The following is a 22,441-nucleotide window of genomic DNA, read 5'->3' on the forward strand; positions in this document are numbered from 1 at the left end:
CCCGGCAGCGGGCGCGCGACTCGACGGATCATGGTGAGACTTCCTTCCGGCTGAGCCTTGCCGCCTTCCGGCGGGGCCTTGCCACCCCCGGCTGGGCCTTGCTACAAGGTATCGGCTTGCCCGCGGATACCCGGCGTCGCCACGCACGAATGCCCGCGGGTATCCGAGTCGCGGGCGGGGGTCAGCCCAATCGCTGCCGCACCCAGGCCCAGTCGATGCGTTCCTGTTCCAGGCGAACCCGCTCGCCCAGCACGTCGGTGACCAGTTCCTCGTACAACCGCGCTTCGGACGCGGTCAGCCGGGTCAGCGACGACGTGGCCGGGCGATCCTCACTGCCCCACCGGTCCCGGTGGGCAACCAGGGTGTCCCGGTCCATCAACACCGACCGGGCGTGCGGAACCCAGGCCCGCAGCCGGTCCAGGATGGCGAAGCCGTGGGTGTCGATGTCTCCCCAATAGATCACCTCGGCCTCGGCCAGCCAGGGCAGCCGACCCACCGCGTCCACCTCGAAGCCTTTGCCCCAGATCACGACGCCGCCCGCAGGCACCTCAACCGACAGGTAGCTGATCTCGTTCTCGATGACCAGCACCGTCCGCGGTGCCAGCGGGAGCCGCGCCAATTCCCCCACTCGCAGCGCCAACTCGGTGATCGGGGCCGGCAGCCACGGTGCCGGCGCCGGACGCAACCGCACCAACGCCGGCTTGGCGCGCAGTCCCAGGCCGTCGAGGAAACCGGCCGCGCCCGACGACACCCCCAGCATCGCGGCCAGCGTCGCGCGGTGCCGTTCGGCGAATTTCGTGTCGACCCCGGGCGCGGTGATCTCGCGCAGATACCGGCCCGAATCGCGCTGTGCGTCGAGCCAGTCGTAGGCGGCGATCAGCCTCGGCAGCTCCGCGGCCAGGGTCAGCGCGGCATGCGGATGCCCAACGATCCACTCCCACACCGGCCCTCGTTCGCCGGCCGCGGCCAGAAGTTCGTCGAAGCGCCGGACCGCACCCGCCACCCCCAGCAACGCCTGGGCCTGCTCAGGCGTGTCGACCGTGGCACTGACCGGCAGCCGATTGCGCCCGATCCGCCGTCCACCGATCTCCCGCCACTGCAGTGCGTAGCGGCGGTCGTCGTGCCGGCCGACGTCCAGCGCCGCGACCCAGTCCCGGGCCGCGCCGAGATCGTCGCCGATCTGCGAGGGCTTCGGGCCGCGCAGCGGCACCTTGATCGGTGCGAACGGCTCTCCGACGGCGTGCGCGCGCAGCAGCGACCCGTCGTCCCAGCGCCGCCGTACCCGGGCGGCGATGTCGGCGGGCGTGGTCCACCCGGCGGTCACGACGCCGGCTCGCGACGGCGGCCGCGGTATTCCTCGATGGTCATCGTCTGCAACCGGGAGTAGGCCCCGTCTGGGTTGTCGACGAATCCGATCGCCTGCACGTAGGGCTCGATGACCTGCACCTTCTGCAGCGGCGTGACGATCAACAACTGCAGGCCGAGCTTGGCAAAGAGCTCAAGAGCGTAGCGGGTGGAGACGTCCGAGCCACGCCCGAACGCCTCGTCGATGACGGCGAACCGGAAATCCCGAGACTTCTCCGCGCCCCACTCCAGGCCGAACTGGTAGGCCAGCGACGCGGCCAGGATGGTGTAGGCCAGCTTCTCCTTCTGTCCCCCGGACTTGCCGTCGGAATCGCTGTAGTGTTCGCACTCCACATCGGTTTCCAGGTCCCGCTCGGAGGCCGAGAAGACGAACCAGTTTCGGACGTCGGTGACGTGCCGGGTCCACTTGCGGTCGGTGTCGGCGTAGCCGTCGCGGCCGCGGAATCGTTCGATGATCCGCTTGACGTCAAGGAACCGCTGCTCGGCATACTGGTCGCCGTCGACGGCCAGGCTGTCGTTGGTCAGATTGCGCAGCTCCGAACGGAACTGCACGACATCCTGGTTCGTGGTCGCCAGTGGAACCAGCTTGATGTAGTGACCGGGGTTGTAGGGCACCGCGCCCAGCGCCTCGTTGATCCGGTCTACCCGCTCGTCGATGACCGACGCCTGCCGGCCCAGCCAGTTGTTGAAGCCGGCGAGCTCCTGGATCGCGTTCTTGTTGAGCTGGTCTTTGAACTCCTGCTCAAAGCGCGGCAGGTCGTCGGTGGCAACCCGGTTCCGCAGGGCCAGGAACTCCTGGCGGGCCTCCACGCCGGCGTCCAGGTCCGCGCGCAACTCCGGCCAGCGGCGCAGCACCTCGGCCATCTGCTGGCCCAGGTTCTGGCCGTAGCCACCGAGCTCACGGGTGAGCTTCTCGATCCGCCGGTGCAGGTCCTCGGACAGTTGATCCTGCGCGGCAGCGCAGTCCGCCGCCCGCGTCGGTCGCTTCGCACCCAGCCGGGCCTGCAACCCGGGGTAGGACTCACGCGCCGCGGCGCGTTCCCGATCTGGGTGCGCCGCCAGCAGCGCATCGTCGCGATCCTTCTCCGCCTGGGCCCGCTGCACGGCGGCCTGCAGGGTGGCGAGCCGGCCGGTGAGATCCTTGATCAGCGCGGCCACCGCCTCGGCCTCGGCGGCGTTGCGGTCCAGCGCGCGGGTGATCTCCTCCAGCCGCGACGAACCGGCCTGCAGCCGAACCCGTTCGGCGTCATGGTCGTTCGCGCGATCAAGCGCCTCCGCAACATCCAGGTCGATCCAGGCCCGGAAGCCCTCGATGCGCAGCAGCGCATCGAGGCGCTCCTGCAGGCCCGCACGCCCCTGGTCGAGCCGCCGTTCCTCGGCGGCGGCCGCCGCGTGCTGGGCCTCCAGTTCCTCCAATTCGGCGCGCAGCGCGGCGATCTTGCGTTCGTTGGCCCAGCCGAGCACCCAGCGCCGCGGGTCATCGACGCGGTGCCGGTCGTCCTTCTCGTGGCGCTCCCCGGAGCGGACCTGCCCCTCGACCGTGACGGCGCGCCGCAGCCCGGAGAACTCGGCGAGGGTGGACGCGCAGCGGAAGTCGGCGCGTTTGGTCAGTTCGTTGCGCAGGTAGTCGTGGAACGGACCGTCCTTGATCTCGATGCAGTCGGCGAGCAGCAGCCCGTCGTGCGGCGACTGCTGCAGCCGGACCTGTTGGCGTGGAACGCGCTCGTAGACCAGTTTCGCGCCGGTGAGTCGACCGCCGCGGCCGCGAAACGTCAGGCGACGGCCGTTGACCCAGCTCGCGACCGCATCGTAGTGCTGCTGCGGCACCAGCAGCGACAGGGCGAACCCACGCAGTACCCGCTCGGCGGCCCCACGCCACTGTGCCTGTTCGTCACGCACATCGAGCAGCTCACCGGCATACGGCAGCTCATCGGGCCGCAGTCCCAGCGCGGCACAGAGCTCATCGCGAAGCTCGACCTGCTCCGGCGGCAGGTTGGAGGTGCGCTGCGCCAGGCTGGCCAGCTCCTCGGTGACCGCGTCACATCGACGCCGGCAGTCCCGGGTGTTTCCGATCGCCTCCGCGGTGGCGGCGTCGAGGTCGCGTTTCTCGCCGGCCAGCCGTGGCCGCTCGGTGCTCACCAGCGCCGACAGCGCCGCGAAGCCCTCCGCGCCGTCAACCGGCGCGAGCCCCGCGGCCCCGACCGCGTCGTCGAACCGGGTTCGGTTGTCACGACGGGTGTCGGCCTGCGCACGGGCTTCGCCGGCCAGTCGCTCCAGTTCGCCGATCCGGTCCCCGCCCGCGGTGGCACGCTCCTCGATGAGCGAGTCGCGCTGCGCGGCCAGGGCACGCTGGTTCGCCTCGGCGGCCTCCAGCTCCTGCAATCCGGCGCCACCGTCGGTCTGCAGCGCGATGATCTCACCGGCCAGCAGATCCGAACGCAGCTCCGCGATGAACAGCCGCACCGAGGCTCGCTGTCGCTCCAGGGTGTCCCGGTCTTCCAGCGCCGCATCATATTTCGCGGTCGTCACGGCTATCGGTTCGAGAGCCTCGAGCTGTTCGCGGGCACGCTTGACCGCGTCGTGGGCCTTGGTCAGATCGTCGAAGTGCGCGATGATGTCGCGAACCCGGTCGCCGGCGTCGCTGGGCTCCAGCATGTGGTCGCGGACGAAGTCGTTGAGGTTGCCCACCGACTTCATCGAAACGGTCTGGTGGAACAACTCCAGGGCCTGTTCGGAACGGATCCCGAGCAGCCGTCGCAACGACGTCGCGTACTTGGGGAACTCGTCGAAAAGTTCTGCGCCGCCGGCGCGCAGCCGCCTACGCAGATCGCGCAGGTCGGTGCCGAAGTCGGCGAAGTCGGTGGCGATCGACAGTGCCTTCGGCGCGGTGACGAAGAACCGGTACGGCTGGCCGGTGGTTTCGCGCTGCTGAAACACCTGCGCCAGCGTCACGGTCTCGTCGTATCCGGAGTTGACGAAGACGCCCAGCACCACCGAGTAACTGCGGGCGTTCTCCCGCAGGCCCTTGGCTCGGGATTTCCCGGTGGCCTCGTTGCGCTCGGATTTGTAATGCCCCTCCACGTAGGAGCGAAGCGTGCGCTCCTTGGCATCGGCGCCGGCGGCCTTGTTGTAGGCCGCCTTGTGGCTGGGCACCAGCAGCGTGGTGAGCGCGTCGACGATGGTCGATTTTCCGGAGCCGATGTCTCCGGTGAGCAGCGCGGTGTCCGCCCCGGGACTGAACCGCCACACGTGCTTGTCGAAGGTGCCCCAGTTGTGCACCTCCACGTACTGCAGCCGGTAACCGGCCCGCGGTGAGCTGCCGAGTTCGACCGCGCTGAACAGTCCCTCAGTCATCGGTGGCCACCTGTCCGGCGTACTGGCGCAGCTTGGCCGCGAAGTCCGACAGGGTTTGGGCGTCGACGTAGGCCTTGAGGATCCGGCGCACCTCCCACTGGTCGCGCTGATTGCGCAACTGCCGCAGGAAGCCCAGTTCCGCGGCCTTGCGGATAGTCGTCTCGGCCTGGTCGACGACGCGGGCATCGTTGGTGGAGTCGGCCTGGAACAGTCTCAGCATCTCCACCATCTGATCGGTGCTGAGCACCAACCGGCCCTCCCCGCCGCCGGTTTCGAACTCGACGAGCCGCTTGCGCAGCAACACCAGCAGCAGGCTGACGTTGTAGGTCAGCGCCCGCCGCCGAACCAGACGCGGCAGCGCCTCCTCGCCCTCGGAATCCGGGCGAGATCGCAGGTAGGCATATCCCTCGACGTCGTCGATCACCACGTCAACGCCGATCGCGGCGAAATGATCCCGGACCCCGGCACCGGAGCGGTCCAGCGTCTGCCAGCTGTCCTCGTCGGAATCGCGATAGACCACGCCCTGCATCAGCCGGATGATCGCTCCGGCGACGGCATGTTCGGTACTCATCGTCGTCGCACCGTCACCCTCGGCAGTGTCGCCCGCCGCAGAATGCTGCGATCGCTCGGATCGGCGTACTCCAACACGGTTTCCTCGGCATCGTCCATCTCGACGGTCAGGTCCTCGTCGTCCAGCGCAAGATAGCCGACGATCTCCGCGGCGCCCTGCTCGATGGGATGCACCACCAGCACATCGGACAGCAGCGCCGAGGTGTTTTCCGGCAGGGTCGCCCGGATGGCATCGGCCAGCCGCGCCGAGTCAATGTAGGTCTGGGCGAACAGCAGTCCGGTGTCGGCGTCCTCGGTCGCGGCGGTCACCGCACTTTCCACGGCGACGGCCACCGGCATCTGATAGAGCGGACGTTCGAACGGCAGCGCGATGTCCAGCCCCGGCTCGTCAACCAACAGGCCGAAGTCGGGCGGGCGGGCGCGCGCGTCGAGCGCCGCGGCCTCGACCGCTCGGACCAACTCCAGCACCCGGCGGTTCTCCAGCCACACCTGGTCGTCGAGAAACCGGCGCAGTTGCTCGGAGATCTGGCGGACGGTGCGCTGAGCGCGGTCGGCTGCCTCCGACCAGTCGTGGTGGATGCCCCGGATGCGCGAGTCCGCGTCGATGGTGTCCAGCGCGGACACCTTCACCAGCAGGTCGGTCAGCTCACCCTGGCGAGCCTCGGAGAGCAGGAAGTCGTAAAACGCCTGGAAACTGCGGCCCTGGTCGGATCCCGCGATCTGCGAGCGGCTGCCAACGAGGTCGGCCAGCAACTCGCCCTTGGACCCGTCCCAGGCGGCGATCTTCTCCCGAGCGGCCCGGTCCAGCTGCCGGAAGTTCTCCTCCACCTCGCGGAAGTCCGACAGCAGCTCGCGGGCAGTGGACGACAGCTGCTGGTAGCGATCCCGGATGCCGGTGGGATCCAACACGGCCAGGTCGCCGGCCTGCACGTCGGCGATCTCAGCGTCGATCTCGGCGCGCCGACGACGTAGTTCGGCCAGCCGGACCTCCGGCTCGATCTCGGTACCGTGCACGATCTGGCGCAGCAACTCCACGACGATGTGCAGCCGGGATTCGGTGCCGACGAACGCCCGGCCGCGCAGCCCGGTCACCCAGGCGTAGGCCTTCTCGAAGGCCGGAGTCACCTCGTAGTGCACCTCGTCGTCGCCGGGTGGGTAGAACCGGCGCAGGTAGCCCGCATCCGTGGCGGCCCAGTCCTCCAGGTAGCCGCGCGGCTCCTTGGGGTAGCGGACCTCCTCGGCGTTCAGCGCGTAGAGCAGATCATCGAGGGCGTCGGCGACCGCGCCGGCGGCGCAGGCCCCGCGATTGCCCTCCACGAAGAACTCCCCGAGGAAGGACAGGATCAGCGGGGCATTGCCGGCGCGCAGCAATCGCCAGGCGGGATGGTTCTCCCGCAGTGCCGTGATGCCCTGATAATCCACCCCGTCAGGGTAAGCACGCCCTCCGACATTCAGCCGCGGCAGCCCGCGCTCACCCCGGCCCGGCCGGCTCCCACATCTGCATCACCCGGTCCAGGGTGGTGTCGGCCAGCGCCGCCACCGGCAACCCGTCCTGGTCCGGTCGCGCCCGCATGCCGTCGAGCAGCATCTCGACGTACCGGCGCCACAGCTGCGAATCGACCTCACCGGCGAACTCGCTGACCGTGCCGGCCAGCAGCGCGAAGATCGGCAGGTCCGTCGAGCTCACCCCGTCGCGCAGATGCCCGTCGGCCTGTGCCCGGGCGACCAGTTGCTGCAGCAGCGGCACCAGCCGGTCCCGGGCCTCGCGGACCCGCTCCCCGCCGTAGGCCTTGCTGAAGACGATCTCGCGCATCGCGCGATCGGTCGCGGTCTTCTCGCACATCTGCCGAACGTAGAATTCGAAGCCCAGCCACGAATCCTCCAGGCGCAACGCCGATTCCGCCAACCCCGTCAGCATGCCGAGACCGTCGGCGTAGATCTCCTCGATCAGCTGCTCCTTGCCGGGGAAGCGCCGGTACACCGTGCCCACCCCGACACCTGCGTGCCTGGCCACGTCGTTGAGGTTCGGCTCCAACCCCTTGGCCGCGAACAGTTCCTGGGCCGCGTCGATGATCCGCCGCCGATTGAGCTCGGCGTCCCGGCGCAGCGGGCGCCCGGCGGTCGGACAGCTGTTCATCGCGCCGAGTGTAATGGCCATGACACCGAAGGGGATTGACTTGATCCACTTAGCCCCGATAACTTGACCCGAGAACATCGCGCACGGGCGAGCATCCCGCGGACCAGGAACCCTGAAAGGCAGATGAATTGATCAGGCTGATCCGTCGGGCGTGGCTGCCCATCCTGATTCTCGTCGCCGCCTCCGCCGGTGCGCTGGTGGTGTCGAACGTGCGCACGGTTTTCGGCGCCCATCCGGTGATCATCACCGACATCACCTCTGACAACGCCGAAGACTTCAACCCGACCGTCGTGATCTACGAGATCTACGGCTCGGGCAACACCGCCGTCATCAACTACATGGACCTCGAGGGCAAGCCGCAGCGCGCCGAAGACGTGCCGTTGCCGTGGACGCTGCGGCTGGAGACCACCCTGCCCTCGGTGCAGCCCAACATCATGGCCCAGACCGACGGCGACAGCATCAGCTGCCGCGTGACCGTCGACGACGTGGTCAAAGACGAGAGGACGGCCACCGGAGTGACTGCCCAGACCTTCTGCTACGTCAAGGCGGCGTGAGCGTGTCCACCGACGACACCGCGACCGCTCCGGCCGCTAAGGCAAAGGGACAGCCGCACCCCAAGGGGCACGGCGGCATCGCACGCTTCATCCGGATCTTCGCGGTTCCGATCATCCTGGCGTGGATCGTCATCGTCGCGGTGCTGAACACCGTTGTCCCGCAGCTCAACGTCGTCAGCGAGCTGCGCGCGGTGTCGATGAACCCCAACGACGCGCCGTCGATGATCGCGGTCAAGGAAGTCGGCAAGGTCTTCCAGGAGTACGACACCAGCAGTTCGGTGATGGTCGTGCTCGAGGGCGAGCAGCCGCTGGGCTTCGAGGCCCACGAGTTCTACGACGAGATGGTCCGAGACCTGCGCGCCGACACCGCCCACGTGCAGCACGTCCAGGACTTCTGGGGTGACACCCTGACCGCCAAGGGCGCCCAGAGCCGCGACGGCAAGGCCGCCTACGTGCAGGTCTACATCGCCGGCGACCAGGGTGAGGCGCTGGCCAACGAATCCGTCGACGCGGTGCGCACGATCGCCACCGATCGGCCCACTCCCGACGGCGTCAAGGCCTATGTCACCGGGTCCGCCGCGGCCAGCACCGACCAGCGCCTGGTCGGCGACCGCAGCATGCACGTGATCGAGGGGGTGACCTTCCTGGTCATCACCGTCATGCTGCTGATGGTCTACCGGTCCATCGTCACCACCGCGATCGTGCTGGCCATGGTGGTCCTCGAGCTCGCCGGCGCCCGGGGCGCGATCGCCTTTCTCGGCTATCACGAGTTCTTCGGCCTGACGACGTTCGCGACGAACCTGTTGATCACCCTGGCCATCGCCGCGGCAACCGACTACGCGATCTTCCTGATAGGCCGATATCAGGAGGGCCGCCGCAACGGCTTGGACAAGGAATCGGCCTACTACGACATGTATCACGGCACCGCGCACGTGGTGCTGGCCTCCGGCCTGACGATCGCCGGTGCGACGTTCTGCCTGCACTTCACCCGGCTGCCCTACTTCCAGACCATGGGCATCCCGCTGTCGATCGGCATGCTGGTCGTGCTCACCATGGCCCTGACGCTGGGGCCCGCGGTGATCTCGGTCGTGACGCGGTTCGGCAAGATCCTGGAATCCAAGCGCCAGCACAAGGCGCACGGCTGGCACAAGGTCGGCACCGCCACCGTGCGCTGGCCGGGGGCCATCCTGGTCACCGCCGTGGCGCTCTCGCTGATCGGCCTGCTCACCCTGCCCGGCTATCACACCAGCTACGACGATCGCATCTATCTGCCCGAGGACACCCCGGCCAACGTCGGCTACGACGCCGCGTTCCGGCACTTCTCCGAGGCCAAGATGAACCCCGACCTGATGATGATCGAGACCGACCGCGATCTGCGGAACCCGGCCGACTTCCTGGTCATCGACAAGATCGCCAAGGCCCTGCGCAACGTGCACGGGATCGCCCAGGTGCAGACCATCACCCGGCCCGACGGCGAGCCGATCAAGCACTCGACTATCCCCTACGTGGTGGGCCAGAGCGGCAGCGCGCAGATCATGAACAACGACTACGCGCAGGCCAACCTGGAGAACATCCGCAGTCAGATCGACGATCTGCAGGACAGCATCGACGCGATGACCGAGATGATGAGCATCCAGACCAAGCTGGCCGAGGTGTCCCAGCGGATGGCCGACAAGATGCAGACCACCTCCGACCACATGGGTGACACCCGCGATCATCTCGCCGACTTCGACGATCAGTTCCGGCCGCTGCGCAACTACCTGTACTGGGAGCCGCACTGCTTCGACATCCCGGTCTGCTGGTCGATGCGGGCGGTGTTCGAGAGCATCGACGGCATCGCGATCATGAGCGACGATTTCGAGGACCTGGTCCCCGAGATGCACCGGATGGCCGAACTGATGCCGCAGATGGTCGCGGTGATGCCGGCCCAGATCAAATCGCTGAAGAACCAGAAGAAGACCCTGCAGACCCAGTACCAGATCCAGAAGGCACAGCAGGATCAGGCGATGGCGATGCAGGACAACGCCACCGCGATGGGTGAGGCGTTCGACACCGCCAAGAACGACGACTCGTTCTACCTGCCGCCGGAGGCCTTCGAGACCGAGGACTTCAAGCGGGGCATCAAGCTGTTCATGTCCCCCGACGGTCATGCCGTGCGGTTCACCATCATTCACCAGGGCGACCCGCTGACCCCGGAGGGCATTGCCCGCATCGAGCCGCTGAAGGTCGCCGCGACCGATGCCATCAAGGGCACCCCGTTCGAGGGCGCCAAGATCTACCTCGGCGGTAGTTCGGCCACCTTCAACGACATTCAGCTCGGCGCGGACTACGACCTGCTGGCCGTCGCGGCGGCCGCTCTGGTGCTGATCTTCATCATCATGCTGGTGCTGACCCGCGCCGTGGTGGCCGCGGCGGTGATCGTCGGCACGGTGGCGCTCAGCCTGGCCTCGGCGTTCGGCCTGTCGGTGCTGCTGTGGCAGCACATCATCGGTATCCCGTTGCAGTGGATGGTGCTGCCGATGTCGGTCATTGTGCTGCTGGCCGTCGGCGCGGACTACAACCTGCTGCTGGTCTCCCGGATCAAGGAGGAGGTCGGTGCCGGGATCAACACCGGCATCATCCGCGCCATGGTCGGCACCGGCTCGGTGGTGACGGCGGCCGGCATGGTGTTCGCCTTCACCATGATCGGGATGTCGGTCAGCCAGCTGATCACCATCGGCCAGGTCGGTACGACGATCGGGCTGGGCCTGCTGTTCGACACCCTGGTGGTGCGCTCGCTGATGACCCCCTCCATCGCCGCCCTGCTCGGGCGCTGGTTCTGGTGGCCGCAGCATGTGCGCCAGCGTCCGGTGCCCCAGCCCTGGCCCAAGCCCAAGGCTGAGCCGGAGCCGGAGCCCGAGCTGGTTTCCTGACGTCCGACGGCTGCCCCGGTAGTTGCCTGCCCCGGTAGTTGCCTGCGGCGGTAGTTGCCGCCAGCGCTCAGATGTGTACACGTTTTTCGGCGTGTCGCGTACCGGGCTGCGCGCTGGGCCAACAGCCCTGCCGCCAGCGCTCAGTTGCGTACACGATTTTCGGCGCGTCGCGTACCAGGGTGCGCGCTGGGCAGTGAGCGGCCCGGCACCCGCGGCACCCGCGGCCCTCAGGTCGGGGCCGGACCGCGATGGGTGGCCCGCCGACCGTCGTCGCCGCCCAGGCGCATCGCGGCGAAGCCGAACAGCAGGACCGACAGCGCAGGGGCGCCCAGCAGCAGCAGCATTGCGGCGACCGGGCCGACCGAGCCGGCCAGCGCCTCCGCGGCGGCGAACGTCGCGGCAAGGTAGGTCAGCACGGCGGTCGGGGCCAGCACCAGCGCCGCTATCGCGATGCTCCGGGAACTGCCGTAGTAGGCCGCGCTGGTGGTGACCAGGATCAGCGCCGCCGGTGCCACCAGAATCAGCGCCGAAAGCCACAGCATCATCGGCCGGTCCAGGAACCACGACGCCGGCAGCGCCAGGAATGCGGTGAGAATCGCCGCCACCACCACCCCGGCGGCGGTCATGCTGCGAACGCTGGAAATGTTCATTGCACTGGGGTTCCCCCGCCGCGGCCGGCCAAACCTTCGCGGGGCTGCAGGGACGGGTGCGACGGCTGTGATCCGACACGCCGGGGCGGCCCACCCGCGGCTCGGGCGATGTCGGCCCGGTGCCCTATCTTGGACCGTCCGACATCGACGCGGCGCAGAAGGGAGCGGCTCGTGGATCACCCCGGTACCGCGGCGTCCGCCGCCGTGACCCCGGTCACCGAACTGGTCGAGCAGTACCGCGACATCCAGGGCTCCCCCGCGCTGCGACTGCTGGCCACCCTGAATCTCGGCCTGTACGCCACCCTGATGGAGCGGCACCTGACCGCCGGGGTGATGGCCGAGACCGAGCTCGTCGTCGCCCTGGAGCGCGACCTGGCCGAGCTGGGGCATCCCGACGGCCAGTCCGGGCTGTCGCTGATCAAGACGTGGGCCAGCCAGGGCTGGCTGCACCGGGTCGCCGACAGCCGGGCCGGCCACGAGCGCAACCTGTGCTACCTGACCCAGGACGCCCGCCGCGCGCTGGATTTCCTGCGCGGGCTGCGGCGCGGGGACACCATCGCCACCGGCGGCTCGATCGGCGGTATCGCGGCCCGGCTCAAGCAGGTCGCGCTGCGGGTCGGCACCGACCCGGATCGGCTTCGCGCCGGCATCGAGGCCGAGATCGCCGCCCTGCACGCCGAGCTCGACGCGCTGGCCGACCGGCCCGCCGCCGGCCCCGCCGCCACCGACGCCGAGCTCACCGACTCCTACGACGAGGCCCGCGCCATCGCGCTGCAGATGGAGCGGCTGATCACCGACATCGGCCAGTACGGGGCGATGATCGAGGCCGCCACCGCCGCGCTGGACGAGCCGATCGACACCAACACCGAATACCGCGACCGCCAGCGCCAGATGTACGCCGACTACCAGGCGGCCTGGGATTCGCAGGGCCGCGACAGTCACCGGGCGTTCCTGCGGATGATCAACGACCCGGATCAGCGCGCGGAGTTCGAGGCCGACGTGGCCGCCGTCGCCGCGGCGCTGCCCGCCCTGGACCCGGAGCTGCGCACCGTGATGGCCGGGTTCTTCGAACTGGTCGGCCACCAGATCGACGAGGTGGAACGCATCCAGCAGCGCTGCGCTCAGCGGGTCAAGCGGTTCACCGCATTCGGCACCCTGGAGCAGAGCCGCGGGGTGGCCCGTCAGCTCAACGAGGCGATCGGCGCCGCCCGCAATCTGCTGCGCGCCTCGCTGACCGACTCGCGGCTGGACCTCGATCTGCCGCTGGCCCGGCACACCATCAGTTCCGTTGGGGCACTGAGCTTCCGGATCGGCGAGCTGTCGCAGCCGCAGCCCGCGCTGGCCGCCGAGGCCGACCTGGATCTGTCCGGGTTCTCCGCGCTGACCAGCCAGGTCGACGCACCGGCGATGTCGGCGATGATCAACGACGCGCTGGCCGACGGCCCGTTGTCGCTGCCCGATGCCGTCGAGCGGCTGGAGTCGGCCTACCTGGGTCACGTGATCGTGCTGTGGTCCTGGGCGCTGGCGCAGCCCGGCGCCGACCCGGTCGCCCCCGAATCGGCCCGGGTGCGGTTCCGCTCCCTCGACGGCGGCGACCGGCTGATGGACGTGCCCCGGCTGCTGTTCACCGAACCGATCTCGACGCTGCTGGGAGCCGCACCGTGACCCTGGAACCGGACACCGACTACGCCGCGCTGGCCGCGCTGCCCGAGGTCGACCAGAGTGCCCGCACCCCGGCGCGGCGGCGACCGCGGTTCGAGGGCGACGTCTCCGAGCTGCCGGACCGGGCCTGCTGGGCGCTGCAGCACCTGCTGGCCCGGCGCTACATCTCCGCCGAGACCGACCGGGACCTGTACGGCTGGGTGCTGGAGTACCGCCCGCAGCTCACCGTGCGGCTCTCCGAGCTGGACCTGATGCTGCGGGTCGCCGACGGCATCGTCGAGGGCGGCGGCGTCGCGTTCGTCGAGCAGGCCCGCTACGAGTCCGCCCGCGGGGTCAAGCTGCTGCGCCGCGAACCACTGGGCACCTACGACTCCATCCTGGCGCTGCACCTGGCCCAGTTCATGCGCGCGGCCGGCGATCAGAACGTGGTGATCAGCCGCGACGAAATGCACGGGCTGTTCGCCGGGGTGCTCAACGAGGTGGACCGCGACGCGGTGGCGTTCACCGCCCGCATCGACGCCGCGATCGCCCGGCTGACGTCGTTGGAGATCCTGCGCCGCAGCCGCGACGACGAGGACAGCTACACCGTCAGCCCGGTCATCTCCGCGGTGCTGACGGCCTCGGTGATCAGCGAGCTGCAGCAGCAGTTCGAGGCGCTGCTGGGCGGCACGCCGGTCGATTCCGCCGGCGCGCCCACCGACGAGGAAGCCGAACTCGATGTCTGAACAGTTCCACCTGTCCCGGCTGCAGATCATCAACTGGGGGGTGTTCGACGGCTACCACGACATCGGCTTCAGCGCCGGCGGCGCGCTGATCGCGGGCGCCTCCGGCAGCGGCAAATCCTCACTGCTCGATGCGATTTCGCTGGGCTTCCTGCCGTTCAACCGGCGCAACTTCAACGCCTCCGGCGATCACACCGCGGCCGGCTCCAGTGCCGGGCGGCGCACCGTCGACAAGTACGTGCGCGGTGCCTGGGGCCAGCGCAGCGACGGCGGCACCGCCAAGGTGATGTACCTGCGCGGCGAGGGCACCGCCTGGTCGGCGGTGGCGGTGACCTACACCGGGGACAGCGGCCGGGCCGTCACCGGGCTGGTGCTCAAATGGCTGACCGGCGAATCGCGCACCGACTCCTCGAGCCGGTTCGTGCTCGCCGACGGCGACCGGGACATCGAGGACGTCTGCAACCGTTGGGCGGCAGCACGTTTCGCCGCCCCGGTGTTCAAGGACGACGACTGGCGGTTCTCCACCAAGGTGGAGTCGCAGTACCTGGCCCAGTTGTACGCCACCATCGGCATCCGCGGCTCCGATGCCGCCCAGCAGCTGCTCGGCAAGGCCAAATCGCTCAAGTCGGTGGGCGGACTGGAGCAGTTCGTCCGCGACTTCATGCTCGACGAGCCCGAAAGCCTGGCCCGGCTGCCCGAGGCGCTCAAGCAGATCGACCCGCTGGTGGAGGCCCGCGAGCTGCTGGCCGTCGCGCAGCGCAAGCGCAAGATCCTCGGCGACATCGAGAAGATCCAGCAGCGCTACGCCTCGGAGTCCTCGGACCTGGGCATCATCGACCTGGTGGACGCCCCGATGGTGCGGGCCTACACCGATCACCTGCGGCTGGCGTCCTGCCCGGGGCAGATCGCCTCGCTGGATCAGACCATCGACCAGCTCGGCAACGAGTACGAGGACATCACCCGGGCGCTGAATCTGGCCAAGGCCGAGGCGGATTCGCTCAACGGGCAGATCAGCGGGTCCAGCTCCAGCATCGGGCCGCTGCAGTCGCAGGTGGCCGCCGCCGAGGCCGCCGCCGAGGAGGTGTCCCGCCGCCGCGCCGGGTACGAGACCCTGCTGGCCGCGCAGCAGCTCGACGTCCCCGAGACCGCCGAGCAGTTCTGGAACCTGCGCGAGGAACTCGCCGGCCAGGCCACCGAGCTGCTGGCCCGGCTGGACCGCGGCCGGGAGGCCTCCACCGACGCCGAGTACACCCAGAAGTCGGCCCGGCTGGCCCGCGACCAGGCCGCCAAGGAACTCGCGCGCGTCGAGCAGGTCGGGTCTGCGCTGCCGGAGTCGGCGATCACCGTGCGCGACCACATCTGCGCCGCCGTCGGGCTCGATCCCGCCGAGCTGCCCTATGTCGCCGAGTTGCTGGACCTGCGACCGGAGCAGAACCGGTGGCGGGTCGCGGTGGAGAAGGTGCTGCGCGGGGTGGGGCTGCGGCTGCTGGTGCCCGATAAGCATTACGGCGCGGTGCTGCGGTTCGTCAACGAGACGAACATGCGCGGCCGGCTGCAACTGCACCACGTGCGGGCCTCGCTGGTCGGCGCGGACCCGGCCGAGGCCGAGCCGAAAACGTTGGCCGGCAAGCTGTTTGTCGTCGACCCCGGCCATCCGTGCGCGGCCGAGGCCGCCGACATCATCGCCGCGGCCGGCGACCACATCTGCGTCGACAGCCCGGACGTCTTCGTCCGGTTCCGCCGCGCGGTCACCGACACCGGCCTGCACAAGGACTCCGAGCGGCTGGCGATCAAGGACGACCGCCGTCCGCTGCGGCCCTCGGAGTACATCTACCAGGGCGAGGTGGCCGCCAAGATCGACGCGCTGACCGTCGAGCTGGCCAACGCCGAGCAGTCCTATCAGCAGGCCCGCCGGGCCGCCGACGACATCGCCGCGCAGCGGCAGCAATGGCGCGACCGGGCCGGCGCCGGCAAGGCGATCTGCGAGCAGTTCCCGCAGTGGAATCACGTCGACGTCGAGACCGCCGACCAGCACGCCGACCGGCTGCGCGAGCAGTTCGAGATTCTGCTGGCCGATCACCCCGACATTGAGGCGCTGTCGGCCCGCGCCGAGGAATGCTGGACCGAGATCCAGACCCTGATGACCCGCCGCGGGGCGATCGCCACCCGCCGCGACGATCTCGACCAGCGCCGCACCCGGCTGCTGGAGCTGCAGGATCGGCTGAGCCCGGCGTTCGTCTCCGAGCCGCTGACCGAACTGCTGCACCGCTACGCCGCCGAGCTGCCGGTGTCGCTGGAGCTGCTCAGCCCCGAGCCGCACCGCGAGGCGCTGTTCGGCGCGATCCGCCGGGAGCGCGATCAGTTGCGGGACAGTCGCCGTCGGTCCTACGACGAGCTGGCCCGCATCCTGGCCACCTTCGACACCGCCTTCCCCGACGCGATCCCCAACGACAGCGACGTGTTCGACGAGCGGGTGCACGACTATGTCGCGCTGTGCCGGCACATCGACGAGCGGGAACTGCCCGAGGCCTACGAGCGGATGATGCGGCTGGTGACCGAGCAGGCGCCCGACGCGATCCTGACGCTGCACCGGGTCGCCGAGCAGGAGGCCCGCCGGATCAGCGACCAGATCGCCCGGGTGAACACCGGCCTGGGGGCGGTGGAGTTCAACTCCGGCACCCGGCTGACCCTGCGGGCCACCCCGCGCCCGCTCACCGCGGTGGCCGAGCTGACCGACATCGTGCGGGCCATCTCGCGGCGCATCGCGGAGGTCGGGCTCGGCGACAAGCAGGCGATCCTGGACCAGTACGCCGACATCCTGCGGCTGCGCAACCGGTTGGCCTCCACCGCCCCGGAGGACCGGGCCTGGACCCGCGACGCCCTGGATGTGCGCAACCGGTTCGCCTTCGACTGCGCGGAGTGGGACGCGCGCAGCGACGAGCTGATCCGCACGCACAGCAACGCCGGGGACAACTCCGGCGGCGAGCAGGAGAAGCTGATGGCGTTCTGCCTGGCCGGGGCGCTGAGCTTCAACCTGGCCGCGCCCGGCAGCGCCGACGGGGAGCAGGCCAATCGGCCGGTGTTCGCCCAGTTGATGCTCGATGAGGCGTTCTCCAAGTCCGATCCGCAGTTCGCCCAGCAGGCGCTGCAGGCGTTCCGGAAGTTCGGCTTCCAGCTGGTGATCGTCGCGACCGTGCAGAACGCCACCACCATCCAGCCCTACATCGACTCGGTGGTGATGGTGTCCAAGCGCGGCGGCCAGGGCCGCAACGCCCGCCCGGTGGCCTCGGTGGTGACCAAGACGATCTCGGAGTTCACCACGCTGCGCCAGGAGATGACCGCGGCCGAGCGGGTGCCGGCGGGGGTGTAGGCCGCAAGTGCGCCGCAGCGCTGCGGGACAATGATCCGATGGCCGCCGACCTGCTTGACGAGTTCGCCCGCTGGGTCGATGCTCACCGAACTCCCGACGCCGACAACGTTGTGAACAGCGTCGACACCTTCCTGAGTTGGTGGGACGGCGCCGGCCGCGGTGACCTGTCGTCCCTCGGCGAGGAGCACCTGCGGGAATTTCTGCTGCGCTGGTGCCCGCGGCATCTGTCCGCCGCCCCGGAGGAATCGGCCCAGATCTGCGGCGCCCTGGCCGACTTCATCGACTTCCTGGCTGAGACCCGGCGGTTGCCGCGCCGCGCCGCGCCGCTGGCGCGAGTCACCCTCGACCTGGCCGACGCCATGCAGGCCGCGATGGCCGACCCGAGCAATTGGGGCATGAGCAAGACCCTGTTCGCCGGCATCGTGGGCGCCGAGTCGATGTCCGAGGACGAACTGCGGGCCGCACTGGCGCGCCGCGTCGAGGAGCACAATGCGCTGCCCCTGGAGCAGCGCCGGGCCGCGACCGACGCGTTCTTCGACGCTCCGCCGGCTGCGCTGGAGCTGCCGTTTTTGCATGTGCCGCCGCCGGAGGCAGAGGTGGCCGCCGCCGCCGCATCGGCCGAGCTGCCCGCGCGGATCCAGGCGCTGCGCGACTATCTCGGCGAGAACGGCAAGACCCTGACCGCCAAGGGCAACCTGAAACTCGCCGACGGGCGGGCGCTGGTCGAGATCCTGGACACCGGCGACGAAATGGATCCGGCGTTCGGCGATCGTATCTACCGCACCCGCTCGACCGCGGACCTGAGTTACCTCAGTTATCTGCTGGCCGTCGCCGACGCCGCAGGCGCGGTCCGCGTGGTCAACAACCGGCTCGTCCCGGTCAAGGCGTGGGCCCGGCGCGCCCCCGTCGACGCCGCGTCCAAGCTCTTTGACACGGTGCTCGAATACGGTGTGATGTCAATGAATTCGCATGCGACCGGTTTCTACGGCGAGATGCACGACTTTCTCGACGACGGGGTCCCGCATTGGCTGTCCCGGCTGCTGGATCCGGGACTGGCACTGCCATTCGACAAGCTGCTCGAGCTGCATCAGCACATGCTGTCTCAACAGCTCGACGGCTATACGGCCGAGTACTACCAGTACGAGGGCGGGCTGGCCCGCGACCTGAGCCGGATCGTGAGCGTCCTGGCGCTGACCGGCGCGGTGGCCTGGACGGATCGAACGCAGACGCAAAGCAAATGGGGACCGGCCTACGACACCGGCGGCACCATCACCATGACGGCGCTCGGCCGGCACGCCCTGCCCCCGCTGCTGCCGGCGGCGGGCATCGAGTTGCGCAGCGCCGAGGACGTCACCGACCTTGAGCTGGCAGATCTGATCGACGTCATGGCGGACGTGCCGCACGAACAGCATTCGGCGCTGCTGCAGCAGTGGCGCCCCGCGCTGACGGCGACCGAGCGCGCGGCGCTGGTCTCGGCGCTGATCGCCGAGGCCGACGACGCGCACACCCGGCTCGTCGGCTTGCGCCTGCTCGGCATGTTCGATACCGCGGTGGCCGAGTCACAGATGCGGCAACTGCTCGACAGCACCGCGGCCGGGCATGCGGCGATCTGGTTGCTCGAGGAGGGCCTGGCCGACGCCGACAGCGTCAGCGGGTTCATCACGCCCGCGGTGCTGCTCGACATGCTGTCGCTGCTCGTCGACGAACCCGACGAACTGTGCCGGCTGTTTCTCGCCGGCCACCACCCCGAGGACGCCCTGGAGTTCTTTTGGCGGCACCGGGCGCCGGAAACCGCCGAGGTGCTCGACATCCTGGGCCGGCATCTGCCCGACGCGAAGCTGGCGAAACAGGCCCGCAAGGCGGCCATGCGCCACCGCAGTTGGATCGCCAACCGCGGCCTCGGCTGATCGAGGCCGGCCGCGGATCGGTGCAGCCCGGCCGATTCAGCAGGCCGGACTAGGCTGCGCGCATGCCGGAATTCACGACGTCGCCACCACCGCTGCTCGACGACGTGCCGTCGGCGACGGGCACGCTGCCCGGCCCCGACGCCCTGCTCGGCCGGCCGTACGCGATCCCGGTGGACATCCTCGGCGAGCTGCACGGCCCGATCTTCTACGCCGACTACAACGGGCCCCGCAAGCTGTATGTGTGCTCGCTGGAGTTGGTGGCCGAGGTGTGCGACGAGAGCCGGTTCGCCAAGAACCTGACCGGGACACTGGTGCGGGTGCGTCCGCTGGCCGGCGACGGGCTGTTCACCGCCTTCTACGGTGAACCGAATTGGCGCAAGGCGCACGACGTGCTGCTGCCCGGCTTCAGCTATGCCGGGCTGCGCAACTATCACGGCGCGATGCTCGACATCAATGCCCAGCTGATCGCCCGCTGGGATGCCGCCGTGGGCCAGCACCGCGTCGACGTCTCCGGGGATCTGCAGAAACTCGCGATGGACACCGTCGGGCTGGCCGGGTTCGGCGCCCGCTTCGACTCCTACGCCCACGACGGCCTGGCGCCGATCCCCCGGTGTTTCACCGACGCGCTGATCGAGTCGGTGAACAACGGCGTCACAGCGGATTTCGAGCGCGACCGGGACAGGTTGCACCGCTACTTCGCCGAGATGATCGCCGAGCACCGCGCCGACGGCCGCGGCGACGACCTGCTCTCGCTGATGCTGGCCGAGGACGCCGACGGCACACCGGTGCTCGAGGCCGACAACGTCGTCAACCAGATCATGACGTTCCTGATCGCGGGCCAGTTGACCACCTCCGAGCTGATGCCCTCGGTGATGTACAACCTGGTCCGTCATCCGGCGGTGCTCAACCGGGTGCGCCGCGAGGTCGACGCGGTCTTCGGCCCCGACGACGACTATCTGCCGAGCTACGACGACATCGGCAAGCTCGGCTACCTGAGCCAGGTGATCAGCGAAACGCTGCGACTGTCTCCCCCGGTGCTGGGTTTCGACCGAATGGCGCTGGAGGACACCGTGATCGGCGACCGGTACCCGGTGCGCCGGGGCGAGGCCGTCACGGTGCTGACCGGGGCGCTGCACCGCCAGCCGCAGTGGGGCGACAACGTCGAGTTCTTCGACCCGGACCGGTTCGAGCCGGACCGGGTCGCCGCCCGACCCACCGCGCTGTTCAAACCGTTCGGCACCGGCGAGCGGTCCTGCATCGGGCGCCAGTTCGCGCTGCACGAGGCCGCCATGCTGATCGCCCGGGTGGTGCACCGGTACCGGCTGATCGACTCGGACCACTATGTGCTGCAGTCCGAAAGCGCGATCAGCCACCGGCCGGTCGGCTTCGAGCTGGACCTGGCCCGCCGCACCCCGCAGGACCGTCGAGTCCCGGTCGAGGCCGCAGCGGCCCCGGCGACCGGCGCCGGGGCGGGCGCGGTGACACCGGTGCGGGCCGGAACCGCCGTCGCGGTTCTGCACGGCTCAAACCTGGGTACCTGCCGCACACTGGCCGCGCTGCTGGCCGAGGAGATCACCGACCTGGGCTGCGCCGCGACGGTCGGTGCGCTCGACGACGCGGCCGGCGGCTTCCCGGCGGCCGACGTGGTGCTGATCGTGGCTTCGTCGTACAACGGGCAACCGACCGATGACGCCCGCGCGTTTCAGGACTGGCTGCTGGGCGCCGACGCCGCCGTGCCGGCGCAGACCCAGTTCGCGATCCTCGGTGTGGGGGACCACAACTGGGCCGACACCTACCAGTCCGTGCCGATCCGGTTCGAGGAGCAACTGAGCGCCCTCGGCGCCCGGATGCTGCTGCCGCGAGCCTCGGCGGACACCTCCGGGGATCTCACCGGCGCCGTCGAGGAGTTCAGCACCGCGCTGGCCGGCGCCCTGTCGGCCGGCTTCGGTGACCCCGACGCGGTCCCCCGAAGCGACGAGAACGAACCGCTCTACGACCTGCGCACCATCACCGGGCCGGTCACCGCCGCCATCGACGCCCGGTTCCGGGTGCAGCCGATGGAGGTGGTGCTCAACGACGAACTGGTCGCCGCGCAGGACTCCGTCGGACAGGCCAAACGCTATGTGCGGGTGAGCCTTCCCGAGGGCGTCGAATACCGCACCGGTGATCACCTGACGGTGCTCGCCGACAATCCGCCCGAGGCCGTCGACGCCGCCCTCGAGCTGCTCGACATCGATCCGGAGTTGCGGTTGTCGATCAACCCGCGGCGCACCTCGCGCCGGGTGATCGCACTGGACCGCGAGGTCAGTGTGCGAGAACTGTTGACCCACTTCGTCGAACTGCGCAAGCCCGCGACGCCGAGCCAGCTGCGCCGGCTGGCCGCGGCCAACCCGTGCCCGCCCGAACGGCAGCGGCTCACCGAGCTCGCCGACGGCCCGGCGGCCTGCGAACTCAGCACGCTGGAGTGCCTGCAGGAGTTCCCGGCGTGCGCGCTGACCGGCGCGGACCTGCTGGAGCTGCTGGAACCGATGACCCCGCGGCACTATTCGATCGCATCGTCCTCGCGGCTGTCCCCGCGGGAGGTGGCGCTGGTGGTCAGCGTGCTGGACACCCCGGCGCGCTCGGGCCACGGCCTGTTCAAGGGGGTGGCCTCCAACCATCTGGCCGACCTGCCGCCCGGCGCGCAGATCCGGGCCCGGATCGACCCGGCGCGCCAGGCGTTCCGGGCCGGCGCGGAACCGCAGCGCAACGTGATCCTGGTCAGCGCCGGTACCGGCGTCGCCCCGTTCTGCGGTTTCCTCGGCGACCGGCTGGCCGCCCGGCAAAATCGCCAACCCTACGCACCGGCGTTGTGCTTCTTCGGTGTTCGCGATCCCGACGTCGACTATATCTTCCGCGACACCTTCGAGATGGCCGAGCACTTTGGCCTGATCCGGATGCGCCCGGCGTTCTCCCGAGCCCCGCAGAACGGGGTGCGTTACGTGCAGGACCGGATCGCCGCCGAGGCCGACGAGGTGTGGGAGTTGCTCGGCGACCCCGCCCGGGACACCCACGTGTACGTCTGCGGCGACGGGGCCCGGATGGCCCCGGCGGTGCGGACGGCGTTCCGCGACATCTACCGGGCGCGCACCGGCGCCGACGAGGACGCCGCCCGGGATTGGCTGGAGTCGCTGGTGGCCGCCGACCGCTACGTCGAGGACGTCTGGGCCGGCTGAGCGTCCCCCCCGAATCATCCGGT

13 protein-coding genes are annotated in these 22,441 nt (G+C 69.6%); 7 read left to right on the forward strand and 6 right to left on the reverse strand.

Translation table 11 applies throughout. From position 1 onward, the window contains the following. Window positions 1-181: 181 nt before the first annotated feature. Genes G6N10_RS08780 through G6N10_RS08800 form a run of 5 tightly spaced genes read right to left on the reverse strand, consistent with a single transcriptional unit; the run spans window position 182 to window position 7,426 of the window. On the reverse strand, window positions 182-1,324 hold the full coding sequence (locus tag G6N10_RS08780) for a Wadjet anti-phage system protein JetD domain-containing protein (RefSeq protein ID WP_085097630.1): 1,143 nt from the start codon (window positions 1,322-1,324) through the stop codon (window positions 182-184). Beyond that, the gene (locus G6N10_RS08785; protein WP_085097627.1) at window positions 1,321-4,719 is read right to left on the reverse strand and encodes an ATP-binding protein; all 3,399 of its coding nucleotides are present in this window, start codon (window positions 4,717-4,719) and stop codon (window positions 1,321-1,323) included. Before G6N10_RS08785 ends, G6N10_RS08780 begins: the two co-directional genes overlap by 4 nt. Next, window positions 4,712-5,290: a DUF4194 domain-containing protein gene (locus G6N10_RS08790; protein WP_085097624.1), complete on the reverse strand. Its 579-nt coding sequence runs from the start codon at window positions 5,288-5,290 to the stop codon at window positions 4,712-4,714. The genes G6N10_RS08785 and G6N10_RS08790 overlap by 8 nt, the downstream gene beginning before the upstream one ends. After that, window positions 5,287-6,711 (reverse strand): DUF3375 domain-containing protein, encoded by a 1,425-nt coding sequence (locus G6N10_RS08795; RefSeq protein WP_085097621.1) that lies wholly within the window; start codon window positions 6,709-6,711, stop codon window positions 5,287-5,289. The genes G6N10_RS08790 and G6N10_RS08795 overlap by 4 nt, the downstream gene beginning before the upstream one ends. A gap of 49 nt (window positions 6,712-6,760) precedes the next feature. Further along, entirely contained in the window at window positions 6,761-7,426 is a 666-nt protein-coding gene (locus tag G6N10_RS08800; RefSeq protein ID WP_085097619.1) for a TetR/AcrR family transcriptional regulator, read from the reverse strand. A 128-nt stretch (window positions 7,427-7,554) separates the two neighbouring features. On the opposite strand from G6N10_RS08800, the gene G6N10_RS08805 reads away from it, so the two are divergent. Both G6N10_RS08805 and G6N10_RS08810 read left to right on the forward strand, forming a co-directional pair. Then, window positions 7,555-7,980, forward strand: a complete 426-nt coding sequence (locus G6N10_RS08805; protein ID WP_085097616.1) for an MmpS family transport accessory protein — start codon at window positions 7,555-7,557, stop codon at window positions 7,978-7,980. After that, window positions 7,977-10,892 carry an MMPL/RND family transporter gene (locus G6N10_RS08810; RefSeq protein WP_085097613.1) on the forward strand — a complete coding sequence of 972 codons (2,916 nt, stop codon included), beginning with the start codon at window positions 7,977-7,979 and terminating at the stop codon, window positions 10,890-10,892. Before G6N10_RS08805 ends, G6N10_RS08810 begins: the two co-directional genes overlap by 4 nt. Window positions 10,893-11,119: 227 nt before the next feature. Here the strand turns inward: G6N10_RS08810 and G6N10_RS08815 are convergent, their stop codons facing one another. Beyond that, window positions 11,120-11,542, reverse strand: coding sequence for a hypothetical protein (locus G6N10_RS08815; protein ID WP_085097610.1), 423 nt, complete (start codon window positions 11,540-11,542; stop codon window positions 11,120-11,122). A 108-nt stretch (window positions 11,543-11,650) separates the two neighbouring features. Between G6N10_RS08815 and G6N10_RS08820 the strand changes: the two genes are divergently transcribed. The 5 genes from G6N10_RS08820 (at window position 11,651) to G6N10_RS08840 (ending at window position 22,418) form a co-directional block, all read left to right on the forward strand. Then, entirely contained in the window at window positions 11,651-13,207 is a 1,557-nt protein-coding gene (locus tag G6N10_RS08820) for a DUF3375 domain-containing protein (protein ID WP_085097607.1), read from the forward strand. Continuing rightward, window positions 13,204-13,929: a DUF4194 domain-containing protein gene (locus tag G6N10_RS08825; RefSeq protein ID WP_085097603.1), complete on the forward strand. Its 726-nt coding sequence runs from the start codon at window positions 13,204-13,206 to the stop codon at window positions 13,927-13,929. The genes G6N10_RS08820 and G6N10_RS08825 overlap by 4 nt, the downstream gene beginning before the upstream one ends. After that, window positions 13,922-17,296 carry an ATP-binding protein gene (locus tag G6N10_RS08830; protein WP_085097600.1) on the forward strand — a complete coding sequence of 1,125 codons (3,375 nt, stop codon included), beginning with the start codon at window positions 13,922-13,924 and terminating at the stop codon, window positions 17,294-17,296. The genes G6N10_RS08825 and G6N10_RS08830 overlap by 8 nt, the downstream gene beginning before the upstream one ends. A gap of 38 nt (window positions 17,297-17,334) precedes the next feature. Next, window positions 17,335-19,203 (forward strand): hypothetical protein, encoded by a 1,869-nt coding sequence (locus G6N10_RS08835; protein WP_085097597.1) that lies wholly within the window; start codon window positions 17,335-17,337, stop codon window positions 19,201-19,203. Between the two features lie 62 nt (window positions 19,204-19,265). Continuing rightward, on the forward strand, window positions 19,266-22,418 hold the full coding sequence (locus G6N10_RS08840; RefSeq protein WP_085097594.1) for a bifunctional cytochrome P450/NADPH--P450 reductase: 3,153 nt from the start codon (window positions 19,266-19,268) through the stop codon (window positions 22,416-22,418). Window positions 22,419-22,441 lie beyond the last annotated feature (23 nt).

The sequence above is a fragment of the Mycolicibacterium fallax genome (assembly GCF_010726955.1).
GTDB lineage: Bacteria > Actinomycetota > Actinomycetes > Mycobacteriales > Mycobacteriaceae > Mycobacterium > Mycobacterium fallax.